Below are 14,780 nucleotides of genomic sequence, written 5' to 3'. Positions count from 1 at the left end.
CGCGCGTCCGTCGGCCGGCCTTCCGTCAGCCGTCCGGCGGTCCGCCGGCGCGCGTCCGGCGGTCCGACGAGCGTGCTGTCCGATTCGGGCTCGTCGGGGTGAGCCTGTAGGATCCTCAGGTTGCCTCGGCGAGGGACGTCGGACGGTCCAGCACCGCCCGCAGTCCGTGATCGACTGGGCGAGCGCCTCCGCGATTGCGTGACGCCCGTCCTGCGCCCCGCGTCGAGGCACCGGGCCCGCTCGTCGGACCCGTACCGAAAGCCCGTCTCCCCGTGAGACCACCGGCCCCGCGCCGCTTCCTGTACGCCTCTCATGTACGTCGCGCCACCAGGCGCCCTGCACCACTGGAGTCACTGTGTCCGAGGTCAAGCTCGCCGCCACCGCCCGCACCGAGTTCGGCAAGGGCGCCGCTCGTCGCCTGCGCCGTGCCGGCCAGATCCCCGCCGTCCTGTACGGGCACGGCACGGAGCCCGTCCACGTCGCCCTCCCGGGCCACGAGACGATGCTCGCGGTCAAGCACGCGAACGCGCTGTTCGAGATCCAGATCGACGGCAAGCCCGTCCTCGCGCTCGCCAAGGACGTCCAGCGCGAGCCGGTCAAGAACATCATCGAGCACGTCGACCTGCTGATCGTGAAGAAGGGCGAGACGGTCTCCGTCGAGGTCCCCGTCACGGTCGTCGGCGAGTCCGCCCCCGGCACCATCCACGTCGTCGAGACGCAGACGCTGGCGCTCGACGCCGAGGCCACGCACCTGCCCGAGGCCGTCGAGGTCGACATCACGGGTCTCGAGGACGGCGCGAGCGTCAAGGCCGGCGAGGTCACGCTCCCCCAGGGCTCGTCGCTGTCCGGCGACCCCGAGCTCGTGCTCGTCGCGATCTCGACCCCGCGCGTCTCTGCCGAGGACATGGGCGAGACCACGGAGTCCGACGAGGCCGCGCCCGCCGAGGCCTGAGCCTCACCCGCTGCCTGATCCACCGGATCGACACCGGCGCCCGGTACCGTCACGTGCGGTGCCGGGCGCTCGTGCGTCCGGGCCCTCCCACCCACCCCTCGCCCGCTTCTGGAGGACCGCCGTGACCGACGGACCGTGGCTCGTCGTCGGCCTCGGCAACCCCGGGCCGCAGTACGCCGGCAACCGGCACAACGTCGGGCAGATGGTGCTCGACGAGCTCGCGCGCCGCACCGGCGCGACGTTCGGTGCCCGCGCGTCGGGGCTGCTGTCCCGGCGTCCGCAGGCGGCCGTCGCGGAGGCGCGCCTCGGCGTCCTGCCCGGGGGAGCGCCCGGACCGCGCGTGGTGCTCGCCAAGCCCACGACGTACATGAACGTGTCCGGCGGGCCGGTCGCGGCGCTGGCCCGGTACTACGACGTCGGCCCGGAGCGCGTCGTCATGGTGCACGACGAGCTCGACATCCCCTTCGCCGACGTCCGGCTGAAGCGGGGTGGCGGCGAGGGCGGCCACAACGGCCTGCGCGACACCACCAAGGCGCTCGGCACCAAGGACTACGTCCGGGTGCGCGTGGGCATCGGGCGGCCGCCCGGCCGGCAGGACCCGGCCGACTTCGTGCTCAAGGACTTCGCGAAGCCCGAGCTCAAGGAGCTCCCCTGGCTGCTGGACCACGCCGCGGACGCGGTCGAGGCCGTGGTCCTGGAGGGTCTGGAGGCCGCCCAGCAGCGGTTCCACACGAAGCCCTGACCTGCGCAGTTCGTCTGCCGTTCACTCGCTAGAGGGATGAAAGTCGCACAAGGCGGGTGAAATCGGACGAAAGGTACTGTCTGGTATCAGTCGGACGGCTAACGTCCCCTGTGTCCCTGACCGGGACATCAGTCCAGATCGGACGACGGGGGAGGGCTCGATGACGCTGACCGCGGACCACGCCTCAGTGCCGCACTCGGACGACGCGGAGCGTCGTGGGCGTGCGATCGAGCCTCGGCGGTCCTGGGCGTCCCCGCAGCCGTTCGTGGCCCGGCGCACGCGGTTCAACTCGAACCCCGAGCTCGAGGCCCGCACGTGGCGCAGCCGGGGCCACCGCTACGCGGAGGTCGCGCTGTCCGTCGACTTCGTGCTCGCACTAGGCATGGGCGTCGCCGCGCTGGCCCCGACCTTCGCGCCCGCGACCGCCTTCGGCCTCGCCGTCGTCGGCGCGCTCGTCTTCGTCGGGCTCGTCGGCGCGTTCCACGGCTACCGCGCGGCGTCGCTGGGCGACGGTCCCGCGGAGTTCCAGGCCGTGGGGCGGGCCGCCCTGACCTCGGCCGTCCTGCTCATGGTCCTCGGCTACCTCGTCGGCGCCGCCGTGCCGCGCCTCGCCGTCCTGGTGGGCGTGCCCCTGCTCGCCCTGTCGTCCGCGGCCGTCCGGCACCGGCGACGCCAGCTCCTGCACCGGCGACGCCGGGCGGGCGAGTCGATGATGACCACGATCGTCGTCGGCGACGCCGCACCCGCCGCCCGTGTGATCCGGGACCTGACCGGCGCGCCGCATCACGGGTACCGGGTCGAGGGCGTCTGCAGCGCCGCGATCGACGACTCGGACCAGATCGCCGACGCGCCGATCCTCGGCGGGGTCGCCGACGTGGTGCAGGTCGCCGCCGACCACGCCGCCGAGGTCGTCATCGTCACCGGGACCTCGATCTCCGGCGCCGCGCTGCGCCGGCTGTCCTGGGCGCTCGGCCGGGCCGGCACGCACCTCGTCGTCGCGCCGGACCTCATCGAGGTCGCCGCCCCGCGGCTGACCGTGCGGCCCACCGCCGGCCTGTCGTTGCTCGAGGTGGAGGTCGACAGCCCGCGACCGCGGCTCGTCGCGAAGTCGGTGATCGACGTCGTCCTCGCGACGATCATCGCGCTGGCGGTGGCGCCGATCGTCGCGCTCGCGGCGCTCCTCATCAGGGCTACCTCGGAGGGCCCGGCCTTCTACCGGCAGACGCGCGTGGGCGTGGACGGCGAGCGCTTCACCATGTGGAAGCTCCGCACCATGTTCGTCGACGCCGACCGGCGCCGTGCCGAGCTGGCGGACCAGAGCGACCGTGACGGCCTCATGTTCAAGATGAAGCACGACCCGCGCGTCACGCCCGTCGGGCGGATCCTGCGTCGATTCTCGATCGATGAGCTGCCCCAGCTGTGGAACGTCGTGCGCGGGGACATGTCCCTCGTCGGACCGCGTCCTCCCCTCGAGTGCGAGGTCGACGCGTACGAGGACCAGGTCCACCGGCGCCTCCGCGTGAAGCCCGGACTGACCGGGTTGTGGCAGGTCAGCGGGCGTGCGGACCTGAGCTGGGACGAGTCGGTCCGGCTCGATCTGCGGTATGTCGACAACTGGTCCGTCTCGATGGACCTGCTGATTCTCTGGAAGACGGGACGTGCGGTGCTCAAGGCCTCCGGGGCCTACTGAGAGCCCGGGCTGACGCCCGTCCGTCCGCCCACGACAGACCGCTCGGTCGATCCCTCACGGGTTCGGCCGAGCGGTCTGTCGTGCGTATGGCCTCGGTCCCGCGTCATGACCCCGGTGCCCGATTCCGCCCGAGTTGCCTCAGGACCCTATACATCCGAAACATGGCGGTTACCTGTACCTTTGTCCAACTTCACCCGAATGGGCTAGTCTCCCCGGCGGAAAGGTCACGATCGCATAACAACGTGACAGAACGTTCCGGTTCGGACCGATATACGGACCGACTGGATGGGTGAACGTCGGAAGGTAGTCCCCCCCATGGCTCGACACCAGGAGAGTGCGGTCCGCCGCAGAAGTCCCCTCGGCGACGGCAGCCGGACCGGCGTGCGCCTCGTCGCCTCGGTCGCCGCGCTCGCCGTCGCGGGAAGCATCGCCGTCGCTCAGAGTCTGGACAGCGCGGCCGCCGCGACCCAGTCGCCCGAGCTCGTTGTGAACGGCTCGTTCAGCCAGGGCGTCGCCGGGTGGCGCACGTCCGGGGCGACGACGCAGAGGCTGTCCATCGGCATGGTCGTCGGCGACGACGACCCACGGGCGCAGGTCACGTCCACCCGCACGCCGACCACGATCGTCCTGAACGACGTCAAGAACACCGTCGGCTCCACGGTCGCTGGAACGTCCTACGTGGTCACGGCCGCGGTCAAGCCTGTCAAGGTGGGCGTGAACGGCCAGCTGCGTGTCCGCGAGGTCGCGAACGGCACGGCGGTCACGCACGCGACGAGCTTCAACCTCAAGACCACCGGCTGGCGGACGGTGACCCTTGCGTTCACCGCCCAGCGCTCGGGGGCGTCGCTCGACCTGAACGTCCTGGGCTGGAATGTCCCGAACGGCAACGGGCTGCGCGTGGACGACGTCTCGATGCGGGTCGTGACGTCCACCCCGGCGCCCACGACGACCGCGCCGACGTCCTCGCCCACTGCGACGTCGTCGCCGAAGCCGACCACGTCGCCGAGGCCGACCACGTCGCCCAGCCCGACCAGCTCGCCGACCGCCTCTCCGACGTCGTCGCCCACGCCGACCTCCTCGCCGAGCCCCACGCCGACCTCGTCGCCGAAGCCGACCGCGTCGCCCACGCCGTCGCCGAGCCCGACGCCCGGCAGGTGCACGGCCGCGGTGCCGGACGGCCCGACCGAGTTCGGCTCGAGCATCTCCACGAGCGGCATCACGCCCGACGCCTCGTTGTCCGAGGTCGACAAGGCCTTCGGCAAGATCGGCGCCGTCCGCGTCTTCGACCCGGGTCTGCCCTCGTCCTGGAGCTCGCTGCGCTCGCGGGTGACCTCCGACCGCACGGTGATCGTCTCCTTCCGCCCGGACCCGAAGGAGGTCCTGGCCGGGACGTACGACGCCCAGCTGCGGGCGTTCTTCCGCGACGCCCCGGATGACCAGGTCGTCTACTGGTCCTACATCCACGAGCCTGAGCCGCTCATCGCGAACGGCACCTTCACCGAGGCGCAGTACCGCGCGGCGTGGAAGCGCATCGCCGGCTTCGAGAAGGAGTTCTGCAAGCCGAACATGTACGCCACGCTGATCCTGACCGGATACACCGCGGAGCCCGTGTCGAAGCGGTCGTGGACGACGTACTACCCCGGTGACGACGTCATCGACGTGATGGCGTGGGACCCGTACAACGGTGCCTCCGACCCCACGCGTGACTTCTACGCCTCGGCGGCGTCGATCTTCGCGAATCCGGTGAAGGCGTCCCGTGAGGCGGGCAAGCCGTTCGCGATCGCCGAGACGGGCAGCCGCCTGGTCCCGGGTGACGACGGCCGCGCCCGGGCGGCGTGGCTGACGTCGGTCGGCGCCTATCTGAAGGCCAACGACGCGGTGTTCGCGACCTACTTCCAGTCGACGAACGCGGGGAACTGGCGCCTCGACGACGTGTACTCCCAGCGCGCCTGGGGCGCGTTCGTCACCGGCTGAGACGGACCCGACGACCCGGGCTAGCAGCTCGGGTCGTCGGGGAACGTCCGCCGCGACACCAGCCACGCGCCGTCCTGCTGGACCAGCTCGAGGATCGAGGCGGCGCGCGTGGACGCTGACGGGTCGACCATGGACGTGCCGTCCTCGGCCACCAGATCCACGTCGGCGTAGTCGAGACACAGGGCGACGACGGCTGTGGGCGGCTTGCCCGCCATGTCCACCTCGGTCACGGTGGCGGAGACGACGACCGGTCGACCTTCCTGCGTCACGCCTCGCTCGGCGAGGTCTGCGGCCTCGGCGGCGAGGTCGGACAAGGCGACGCCGGTCGCGACCGAGTCCAGGTCGGTGTCGTCGTCGGGTGAGGACCGTGCCAGCGCCTCGCCGTCAAGGAACGGCGCCACGACGTCGTCGGCGTCGCCGTCCTTCTTCAGCGCGCCACGGACCGGCGAGGGAAGAGCAGCCGCGGACGCGCGCGGTGTCGGCGAGGGCGAGGGTGACGACGCCGTCGGCGCAGGAGACGGCTCGGACGACGGCGACTGCGGCGCCTCCTGCGTGCTCGTGGGCGCGGTCGCGGTCGGCGGCTCGTCCGACCCGGCTGCGGCCACCGCCCAGGCGATGCCCAGCGCTGCGACGCAGGCCGCGCCCGCCGTCAGCACTCGTGATCGTCGCATCTCCACCTCGTCCGTCGTGCGGCGCGGTCCGGGCCGCGTCGACATTCCACCCGCTCGGGGCATCGATGCGGGTATCCCATTCTGGGTAGGTTTGTACCTCGCTGACGCCTCCCGGGAGGGTGAATCTGGTGACCTCGACGCGCCCGTCCGACGTACGTGAGGCGCGGGCGCTCGCAGGCGCCTCCGGCCTGACGTTCATCGGTGCGACGTTCAGCGCGGTGGCCGGCTTCCTGCTCACGATCGCCCTTGGTAGGACCCTCGGCGCGCACGGCACGGGCGTGGTCGTCCAGGTCATCGGGCTGTTCTCGATCGGCGTGGCGATCGCCAAGCTCGGCCTCGACACCTGCGCGGTGTGGTTGCTCCCTCGCCTTCGGCGGGAGGACCCGCACGAGATCCGCCCGGTTCTCGCCCTGATCCTCGGCTCCGGGTTCGTCGCGGGCCTCGCGCTCGCCGCGGCGGCGGTCGTGGCGGTCACGGCCTGGACCGGCCTGGACCCGGACCTGCGGCGCGCGCTCCTGGCGACCGCCTGGCTCCTGCCCTTCGCGGTCTCGGCGACCATCGGCCTCGCGGCGACGAGAGGGCTCTCGAGCGTGCGGCCGTTCGTGCTCATCGGCAGCGTCGCCGTCCCCGGCGTCCGGCCCCTGCTCGTCCTCCTCGTCGCGGCGGTCGGCGCCGGCTCCGTGCTCGCCTCGGCGCTGTGGGCCGCTCCGCTCGCGGTGGCGCTCCTTCCCGTGCTCCTGGTCCTGAGGCGCCGCGTCCGTGAGCTCGAGCGTCGCGACGGCGTCGTGGGCGCCGACGAGCACGTCCCGCGACGCACGACGTCACGCGCGACCCGCAGGAGCATCACCCGGTTCTCGGCCCCGCGTGCCTTCGCCTCCGTCGTCGAGCTGGCGCAGCAGTGGGTCGACGTGGTGGTCGTCGGGGCGATCGCAGGCGCCGGCGCCGCCGGCGTCTATGGAGCGGCCACCCGCCTGGTCAGCGCGGGAACGATCCCGAGCACGTCGATGCGCGTCGTGGTGGCACCGCTGTTCAGCGACGCCCTGCACCGCGGCGACACCGCTGCGGCGCAACGGGTCTACGCACGGACGACCGCCTGGATCGTGCTGCTCAGCGCGCCGGTCTACGCGCTGCTCGCCCTCTTCCCGCAGGCGGTGCTCGGCGTGGTCGGGCCGGCCTTCCGGTCGGGCGGGGAGGCGCTCGTCTGGCTCTGCGCCGGCGCATCCGTCGCGTTCCTCACGGGCAACGTGCAGTCGGTGCTCCTCATGAGCGGACGGTCTGCCTGGGTCGCCGTGAACAAGGTCGTCGTGCTCGTCGTACTGCTCGCCGGTCTGCTGGTCCTCGTGCCCGACGGAGGGATCGCCGGCGCCGCGATGGCGTGGGCTGCCGCGACGTGCGTCGACGCGGTGCTCGCCTCGGTCCAGGTCCGCCGGCTCGTCGGCATCCGCCTCGAGGCGGGGCGGGTGGCACTCGCGCTCGCCGCCGGGGGTGCGACGTTCGCCGCGGGTGGCGTGATCGGTCGCGCGGTGCTGGGCGACTCGCTCGGCGGTCTCGCCGTCGCTCTGGGCGCTGGCCTGGCCCTCGCTGCCCCCGCGGTGGTCGTGCTGCGCCGCCCGCTCGAGGTCGACGGCCTCGTCGGCCTCGCCCGACGAGGGAGCCCGCGCGTCCCCGCACCGCCGACCCCGGTCGCCGAACCCGCTCGACCGTCAGGAGAAGACCAGTGAGCATCACGTCCCTCAGCACCTCCGCGCCGCGCTGGATGAAGGACTCGGCCAACGCCGCCACGCGTCGGTACGCCGTCGCGACCGCCGGCGACCGGCCGGCTCCGGACTGGCTGATCGTGGGGTGCAAGCGTGGCGGGACCACGTCGCTGTTCAACTACCTCGTCCGGCACCCAGGGGTGCTGCCGATGTTCCCGACGATGCGCGGGAACAAGACGACGGACTACTTCTTCAAGGAGCAGGCGCGCGGCGACGCGTGGTACCGGTCGCACTTCCACACCGAGAGGTACCGGAACCGGCTCGCGCGCACCCTCGGCTACCGGCCGGTGAGCGGTGAGGCCTCCCCGTTCTACGTCTGGGACCCGCGCATCGCGGAGCGCGTCCGGGCGGCGGCGCCCGACGTGCGGGCGATCATGCTGGTCCGTGAGCCGGTCCGCCGTGCGTGGTCCCACTACCAGGAGCGGGTCCAGAACGGCGTCGAGGCGCTGTCCTTCGCGGACGCGCTCGAGGCCGAGGACGAGCGCCTCGACGGCGAGCTCGACCGCATGCGCGAGGACCCCGGCTACTACAGCGCGGCCTACGACTTCTACTCCTACCGGTCACGCGGCGTGTACCTGCCCCAGATCCGGAACTGGCACGCGACGTTCCCCCGCGAGCAGCTGCTCGTGATCCGGGCCGAGGACCTGTACGGCGACACGCAGGCGACCTTCGACGAGGTCTGCGCGTTCCTCGGGATCCCGTCCGTCCCGATGGCGACGCGGTCGAGCTTCAACTCGACCTGGCGGACGTCCGACCTGCCCCCGCAGGAGGTCGCCGACGAGCTGGCCGCCTATTACGAGCCCCACAACCGTGAGCTCGGTGAGTACCTCGGCCGGCCGATGGGCTGGTGACGTCCGCGCGCTCCCGGGTCAGGACGGCGTGGAGACCTGCGTGCGCTCGTCGTCGGGCGCAGCGCCCTCGCCGGTGGGCTCCTGATCCGTCGCGGCGTCGTCGAGCGACGAGCCCGCGGACGCCCCGGGTGCGACCGGGCGCTCGGCGTCGGTCATCGCCTCCGCGTCAGCGTCCGCATCGGCCGCAGGCTCCTGCTGCCCTGCGGCCGGCACCGCGGTGTCCTCGGGGAGGATCTCGGCGGTGTGCTCGTCGGCGACCGGGTGGCCGCGCTCGTCGACCTCGTGGACGGCGTGCGCCGGTGTGCGGCGCGACGGGACGACGACGGACCCGATGACCGGGCGCCCGCCGAGGGACGCCGCCTCCAGCACCGACGCGATGGTGGCGCGACGGGTCCCGTGGTCAGCCGCGACCAGGACGAGCGCGTCACTGATCCTGCTCAACGACATCACGTCCGCCTCGGAGACCGTGGTCGTCCCGACGAGGAGCACCAGGTCGGTCGAACGGTGCGCGTCGGCGTCCGCACGCACGTGCCCGAGCCAGCCGTCGCCTCCCGCCGACCACAGGCTCACGAGCGGCTGGGTGGGGGACCGCCTCCCCTCGGCCGGCTCCTCGGTGACGTCCTCGAGGTGGAGCGCGCGAGCGAGCTGGGGACCGGCCTGCGGGCCGGCTCCCACCACGCGCACCCGGATTCCCGCGTCGGCGAACGAGCGGGCGAGCTCCCCGACCAGCTCCCAGGGGCTGCTCGTCGCGCCGCAGGGCACCACGGCGACGACCCCCGTGCCGTCGGTCACGGCGTGGTGGCCCAGGATGTGCTCGCGGACGGTGGCGGCGACCGCCGGCTGGGACGTGCCCTTGAGGTGCACCCGGCCGATGACGGGGCCGGCGCCGAGCCGGGCGAGATCCGAGCCCACGCGCACGCGCCGGTCCGACGCGTCACGGACGAAGGCGCCGACCAGACCGAGACCGAGCCCGGCGAGCACGCCCATCGCCAGGATCCTGGTGCGGTCCGGTGCGGTCACGACGCGGTTGGACTCGGCGGAGGTCAGGATCGTGCCGCCGTTGGTGTCGATGCTCTCGAACGTGCTCGTGCGGGTGAGCACGGCGTTGATCTGGAGGGTGATCAGCTGGCGGTCCGTCTCCGCCTGGCTCGCCTCGTTGCTCGCCGGGTCGGCGTCCTGCAGCGTGGCGTTCGCCTCGGCGAGGTCGTCACGCAGCGACGCGAGGCGGGCCTCGCCCTGGCGGACGACGGTGTCGATGCGGTCACCAGCCTGCTGGGCGCGGTAGGCGAGGAAGGACTCGGCGACGGCGTCCGCGCGGGCGCGGGCTCGCTGCGGGGAGATGTCGGTCGCAGCGACGCGCATGATGGTCGTGGAGTCGATGGCGGTCACCGTCACGGAGCGGCGCAGCGCCTCGGGGGTCGTGCCGTCGCCCAGCCGCCCGGCCGCCAGGATGGCGACCGACGTGGACTGGGCAGTCTGCGCCTCCGTCTGCATGTCGACCAGGCCTGCCGCGCTGCGGCTCGTGTCGTAGGGGTCGGACGTGATGAGCGTCAGGTTGACGACGCTCGTCGCGGTCGACTCGACGGGGGTGACGTACAGGTACGCCGCGGCGCCGAGGCCGCCGAGCAGGGTGCAGGCCAGGACGACGCGCCACCGGCGCAGCACGACGCGCCCGTACTCGCGGACGTCGACGCCGGGCGTCTCCTCTGTGCTCATCAGCCTCTCCGGATGGCGTGGTGCGGCCCTCCGGGCTGCGCGGTGCCGTGCTGCGATCTGCGGCCATGCTAGATCCGCGTCGGCCGTCCTCACCTCGGCAACCGGAATGTGCGCAGTTCCTCCCCATATCGGCGGAATGCGACGTCGCTGGTCCGGGCGATTGAGTCGCCGTGGCGGCGCCGCTAGGTTCGCCCGCAGACGCACCGCGCCGGGCGGGGCCGAGTCGAGGTGGCCCCATGCGTGAGCAGCCGGACGCGACGCGCCCGGGCGCCTGGCAGGTGGACGGCTCGGGCGGCACGGCCCTCGATGCGCTCGTTCGGCAGCTGTGGGCGCCGTGGGTCGACGAGGGGGCGGCGCGGGTCGTGGTGAGCCGCTCGCTGTCGGGGGGACCTGACCGGCGAGAGGCGGGGGACGGCTGGCGCACGCGCGAGCGGTACTGGGCGGCGCCGGACGCACGCGCCGCGACCATGCTCGTGCCAGCGGTCGGTCCGCGACGGACGGCCGCGCTCCTGAAGGCGTACGGCGGGCTCCGCGACCCGAGGACCGCTGCGGTGCGCGCCTCACTCGCCTCGGCCGCACGCTGCGGTCTGCCTGCCGGCCTCGATCGGGTGGACGTGCAGGTGCGCGAGGGCGCGGACGTCGCGCTGCCGCTCGACCGCCTGCGTTCGGCGCTGCACCGTCCCGACGCGGTGCCTGCGATCGGGGTGCGCCGCGGGGCGAACGCCAAGCCGACGCTCCAGCTCTTCGGCGCGGGCGGCGAGCCCGTCGCCTTCGCCAAGCTCGCCTGGGACGAGCAGTCGACTCGCTACGTCGAGACGGAGCGGACCACTCTCGAGGAGCTCGCCGGGACGCCCGGCGTGGCCGCGGTGCTGGCGTCGGGCGAGATCGAGGGTCGCCCGTACGTGGCCCTTGCGCCGCTGCCGCCCGACGCGCGCCGGGTGCGCTCCGCGGCGGCCGGCCCCTCGGCCCCCGAGCTCGCGAGACTCGCGCCCGCGGTGCGCCGGGGTCACGCGGGCGGCACCGAGCACCTCCGTGGCCTCGACGAGCGACTTGGTCGGCACGACGAGCAGGATCGCGCCGACCTCGAGCTGCGCCGCGCGACGCGGTCGCTCCTCGAGGCGGTCTTCGCCGACCGGACGGAGCTCCCCGTCGCTGCACGGTGGCACGGCGACCTGGTGCCGTGGAACGTCGCGCGTGCGGGTGACGGGGTGCTCTGGGTGTGGGACTGGGAGACGTGCGAGCCGGACGCGGTCGTCGGGCTGGATGCCCTGCACTGGTTCACCCATGCCCCGCGCCGTCCCGGGCCGGGAGAGCTCGCGACCCGGTTGCGTTCTGCGGCGCAGGACGCGACCGGGACGCTGCTGGCGCTGGGCTGCGGTCGACGAGCACGCGAGCTCGTCCTCGCGGTCTACGCGCTGGTCCTCGCCGAGCGGGGGATGGCGCTCGCCCGCGCGCGCGGGGGATGGGGTGCCGTGCTGGTCCAGTCGGGTGACCTGCTCGAGGCGGTGCGTGATATCGCCCGGGTGACATTCCCCCGCGGGGATCAAAGGGGCGAATCCGGACACTAGGCTGCCGTCGTCACCGCCAGAGGGAGGATCCGTGCTCGACCGCGTCGCTCCGCACCGCCGGGTCCTGCTGGTCGGGTCCTCAGGCGGGCACCTCGCTCAGCTCATGGGCCTGCGCGCGTGGTGGCAGGACGCCGACCGCGCGTGGGTGACCTTCCCGACCGACGACGCGAGGGGTCACCTCGCCGGTGAGCGGCGCGTCGCCTGGGCGCACTTCCCGACCACCCGCAACGTGCCGAACCTCGTGCGCAACGCCTTCCTGGCGTGGCGCGTGCTGAAGTCGTTCCGGCCGGAGGTCGTCGTGAGCACGGGGGCGGGGGTCGCGCTCCCGTTCTTCGTCCTGGCACGGCTCGTCGGCGCCCGGACCGTGTACATCGAGGTCTACGACCGCGTCGACTCGGCGACCCTGACGGGGCGGCTGTGCGCCCCGTTCACCGATCTCATGTGCGTGCAGTGGCCCGAGCAGCGAGACCTGTACCGCGACGCGCTCGTCGTCGGGCCGCTGCTGTGAACGGCGCGCGCACCGTCGTGGTGCTGCTCGGGACCGACGTCCACCCCTTCGAGCGGCTCGTCGGATGGGCCGACGAGTGGGCGCGCACGCACCCCGACGACGACGTCGTGGTCCAGCACGGGTACACGCGAGCCCCCGAGACCGCACGCGGGGTCGCGATCCTGCCTCCCGCCCAGCTCGCCGAGCTGATCGCGCGCGCGGACGCGGTGGTCTGCCACGGTGGGCCCGGGACGCTCGCCGACGCGCGACGCGGCGGGCACCAGCCCGTGCTGGTGCCCCGGGCCCCCGGTCGCGGCGAGCACGTCGACGGCCACCAGGAGCGGTTCGCCCGATGGGTCGACGAGCACGGTCTCGCGTGCGTGGTGACCGACGTCGCGCGGCTCGACGAGCTGGTGGGGCAGGGCACCCGGGCGCCGGTCGAGACCGCCGACGTGGTCGCCCAGACCGCCGAGCGGGTCGGGCGCGAGGTCGAGCGGCTGCTGCGTCCCGACGCCACCTCGCGCGGCCCCGTCCTCTACATCGCCGGCGCGGGCCGCAGCGGGTCGACCCTCGTCGAGCGCGTGCTCGGCCAGGTGCCGGGCGTCGTCGTGCTCGGCGAGGTGCACCACCTGTGGGAGCGCGGGGTGGCACGCGACGAGCTGTGCGGCTGCGGCGCGCCGTTCGCGTCCTGCCCGTTCTGGTCGGAGGTCGGCCGCCTCGCGTTCGGCGGCTGGCAGGACGACGACGTGCGGCGTGTCGCCGCGCTCGCGGACGCGGTCGACCGCCACCGCCGCGTGCCGGCGACCCTGGTCAGGGGGCGCCACGGTCACCGCCGGCGCGGGCTGCTCGACTACACGGACTACTACCGGCGGATCTACGACGCCGCACGAGAGGTCACCGGCGCTCGCCTGGTCGTGGACTCCGGCAAGCACCCGACCCTCGCCCACTGCCTCGCGCGGGACCCTCGGATCGACCTGCGCATCCTGCACCTGGTGCGCGACCCGATCGGCGTCTCGTACAGCTGGGCCAAGTCCGTGCAGCGGCCGGAGGCGCGCACCGCCGAGGACGAGTACATGACGCAGTACACGCCCGCGCTGAGCAGCCTGCTCTGGTCGCTGACCACGGTCGAGGCCGAGCTCCTGCGCACCACGCGGGCGCCGATCGCCCGGCTGCGGTACGAGGACTTCGTCGCCGACCCGCGCGACACCCTCGTCGCGGCGTGGCGGCAGCTCGGCCTCGAGCCGGACGGGCTGGACGTCGTCTCGCCCCGGATGGAGCTCGCGGCCAACCACACGGTGGCCGGCAACCCGGTGCGGTTCAAGGTCGGCACGGTCGAGCTGCGCACCGACGAGGAGTGGCGCCGGAGCATGCCGCGCCGCGACAAGCTCACCGTCGCCGCGCTGACCGGGCCGCTGCGCACCGCGATGGGCTACGGCGTCGACCTCGGGGAGCGACCGGCATGACGGACGTCCTGGTGACGGTCGTCATCGCGACCCGCGACCGCCCCGAGCTCCTGCGCGAGGCCCTCGCCGCCGTCCGGGAGCAGGCGCTGGACGGTGTCGTCGAGACGATCGTCGTGCACGACCAGAGCGAGCCAGACCTGTCGATCGCGTCCGAGGACCCCCGGAGACCGGTGCGTGTCATCAGCAACGCGCGGCAGGTCGGCCTCGCCGGCGCGCGCAACACGGGCATCCTGGCGGCCGCCGGCGAGCTGCTGGCTTTCTGCGACGACGACGACGTGTGGCTGCCGGGCAAGCTCGCGGCGCAGGTCGAGGCGGTCCAGGACCCGGCGGTCTCCATGGCGTCCTGCGGCATCTACGTCGAGTACGACGGCGAGCGGCACGAGCGGGTCCTGGACGCCGCGGTGGTCTCGTTCGACGACCTCCTGCGGGACCGGCACACCGAGCTGCACCCGTCGACCTTCCTGTTCCGCACCGCGGTGCTGCGCGAGCGCATCGGGCTGGTGAGCGAGCAGGTGCCCGGGGCGTTCGGGGAGGACTACGAGCTGCTGCTGCGGGCGGCGCGGACCGGCCCGGTCGCCGTCGTGCGTCGGCCGCTCGTCGTGGTGAGGTGGCACGGGACGTCGTTCTTCTTCCGGCGCTGGGACACCATGGCGGCCGGGCTCGGCTGGATCCTCGACGAGTACCCGGAGTTCGCGTCCGAGCCGCACGGCTACGCGCGGGTGCGGGGTCAGATCGCCTTCGCGAACGCCTCCGCCGGTCGCCGCCGGCAGGCATGGGCGGACGCGCGCGCGGTCTGGCGCCGGCGGCTGCTCGAGCCGCGTGCCGCGCTCGCGGTGCTCGTCTGCGTCCGGCTCGTCACACCGGCGTTCGTGATGCGCAGCCTGCACCGGTTCGGGCGTGGGATCTGAC

12 protein-coding genes are annotated in these 14,780 nt (G+C 73.4%); 10 read left to right on the top strand and 2 right to left on the bottom strand.

From position 1 onward, the window contains the following. Nucleotides 1-355: 355 nt before the first annotated feature. The 4 genes from KIN34_RS01200 to KIN34_RS01185 all read left to right on the top strand — a co-directional run bounded on the left by KIN34_RS01200 (nucleotide 356) and on the right by KIN34_RS01185 (nucleotide 5,358). Nucleotides 356-952 carry a 50S ribosomal protein L25/general stress protein Ctc gene (locus tag KIN34_RS01200; protein WP_214345899.1) on the top strand — a complete coding sequence of 199 codons (597 nt, stop codon included), beginning with the start codon at nucleotides 356-358 and terminating at the stop codon, nucleotides 950-952. Between the two features lie 121 nt (nucleotides 953-1,073). After that, entirely contained in the window at nucleotides 1,074-1,694 is a 621-nt protein-coding gene (pth, locus tag KIN34_RS01195) for an aminoacyl-tRNA hydrolase (RefSeq protein WP_214345898.1), read from the top strand. A gap of 160 nt (nucleotides 1,695-1,854) precedes the next feature. Then, a complete protein-coding gene (locus tag KIN34_RS01190; protein ID WP_214345897.1) occupies nucleotides 1,855-3,384 on the top strand; it encodes a sugar transferase in 1,530 nt (509 codons plus the stop codon). Between the two features lie 315 nt (nucleotides 3,385-3,699). Continuing rightward, a complete protein-coding gene (locus tag KIN34_RS01185) occupies nucleotides 3,700-5,358 on the top strand; it encodes a glycoside hydrolase family 26 protein (RefSeq protein ID WP_214345896.1) in 1,659 nt (552 codons plus the stop codon). Nucleotides 5,359-5,378: 20 nt separating this feature from the next. Here the strand turns inward: KIN34_RS01185 and KIN34_RS01180 are convergent, their stop codons facing one another. Next, nucleotides 5,379-6,029 carry a hypothetical protein gene (locus tag KIN34_RS01180; protein WP_214345895.1) on the bottom strand — a complete coding sequence of 217 codons (651 nt, stop codon included), beginning with the start codon at nucleotides 6,027-6,029 and terminating at the stop codon, nucleotides 5,379-5,381. A 128-nt stretch (nucleotides 6,030-6,157) separates the two neighbouring features. On the opposite strand from KIN34_RS01180, the gene KIN34_RS01175 reads away from it, so the two are divergent. Next, nucleotides 6,158-7,750 carry a lipopolysaccharide biosynthesis protein gene (locus KIN34_RS01175; RefSeq protein ID WP_214345894.1) on the top strand — a complete coding sequence of 531 codons (1,593 nt, stop codon included), beginning with the start codon at nucleotides 6,158-6,160 and terminating at the stop codon, nucleotides 7,748-7,750. Further along, entirely contained in the window at nucleotides 7,747-8,637 is an 891-nt protein-coding gene (locus KIN34_RS01170) for a sulfotransferase family protein (protein ID WP_307858030.1), read from the top strand. The genes KIN34_RS01175 and KIN34_RS01170 overlap by 4 nt, the downstream gene beginning before the upstream one ends. A gap of 18 nt (nucleotides 8,638-8,655) precedes the next feature. On the opposite strand, the gene KIN34_RS01165 is transcribed toward KIN34_RS01170, so the two are convergent. Further along, nucleotides 8,656-10,353, bottom strand: coding sequence for a GumC domain-containing protein (locus tag KIN34_RS01165; protein ID WP_214345893.1), 1,698 nt, complete (start codon nucleotides 10,351-10,353; stop codon nucleotides 8,656-8,658). Nucleotides 10,354-10,589: 236 nt separating this feature from the next. On the opposite strand from KIN34_RS01165, the gene KIN34_RS01160 reads away from it, so the two are divergent. The 4 genes from KIN34_RS01160 to KIN34_RS01145 are packed head-to-tail and all read left to right on the top strand — an operon-like array spanning nucleotide 10,590 to nucleotide 14,779. Next, nucleotides 10,590-11,921 carry a hypothetical protein gene (locus tag KIN34_RS01160; protein ID WP_214345892.1) on the top strand — a complete coding sequence of 444 codons (1,332 nt, stop codon included), beginning with the start codon at nucleotides 10,590-10,592 and terminating at the stop codon, nucleotides 11,919-11,921. Nucleotides 11,922-11,952: 31 nt separating this feature from the next. Continuing rightward, complete coding sequence (locus tag KIN34_RS01155; RefSeq protein WP_307858029.1) at nucleotides 11,953-12,429, top strand: UDP-N-acetylglucosamine--LPS N-acetylglucosamine transferase; 477 nt, start codon at nucleotides 11,953-11,955, stop codon at nucleotides 12,427-12,429. Further along, nucleotides 12,426-13,871, top strand: a complete 1,446-nt coding sequence (locus tag KIN34_RS01150; protein ID WP_214345891.1) for a sulfotransferase — start codon at nucleotides 12,426-12,428, stop codon at nucleotides 13,869-13,871. The genes KIN34_RS01155 and KIN34_RS01150 overlap by 4 nt, the downstream gene beginning before the upstream one ends. Next, on the top strand, nucleotides 13,868-14,779 hold the full coding sequence (locus tag KIN34_RS01145; protein WP_214345890.1) for a glycosyltransferase family 2 protein: 912 nt from the start codon (nucleotides 13,868-13,870) through the stop codon (nucleotides 14,777-14,779). Before KIN34_RS01150 ends, KIN34_RS01145 begins: the two co-directional genes overlap by 4 nt. Nucleotide 14,780: the final 1 nt, after the last annotated feature.

It is taken from the genome of Cellulomonas fulva (assembly GCF_018531375.1).
In the GTDB taxonomy this organism is placed as follows: Bacteria; Actinomycetota; Actinomycetes; order Actinomycetales; family Cellulomonadaceae; genus Cellulomonas; species Cellulomonas fulva.
Note: the sequence above shows the minus strand (reverse complement) of the source record. Positions and strands in the feature narration are given on the sequence as shown.

What these genes read in the sequence shown, in the direction of transcription:
- KIN34_RS01160 (WP_214345892.1), top strand. Translation starts at nt 10,590, where the DNA reads ATGCGTGAGCAGCCGGACGCGACGCGCCCGGGCGCCTGGCAGGTGGAC.
- KIN34_RS01145 (WP_214345890.1), top strand. Translation starts at nt 13,868, where the DNA reads ATGACGGACGTCCTGGTGACGGTCGTCATCGCGACCCGCGACCGCCCC.
- KIN34_RS01185 (WP_214345896.1), top strand. Translation starts at nt 3,700, where the DNA reads ATGGCTCGACACCAGGAGAGTGCGGTCCGCCGCAGAAGTCCCCTCGGC.
- KIN34_RS01190 (WP_214345897.1), top strand. Translation starts at nt 1,855, where the DNA reads ATGACGCTGACCGCGGACCACGCCTCAGTGCCGCACTCGGACGACGCG.
- KIN34_RS01180 (WP_214345895.1), bottom strand. Translation starts at nt 6,029, where the DNA reads ATGCGACGATCACGAGTGCTGACGGCGGGCGCGGCCTGCGTCGCAGCG.
- KIN34_RS01165 (WP_214345893.1), bottom strand. Translation starts at nt 10,353, where the DNA reads ATGAGCACAGAGGAGACGCCCGGCGTCGACGTCCGCGAGTACGGGCGC.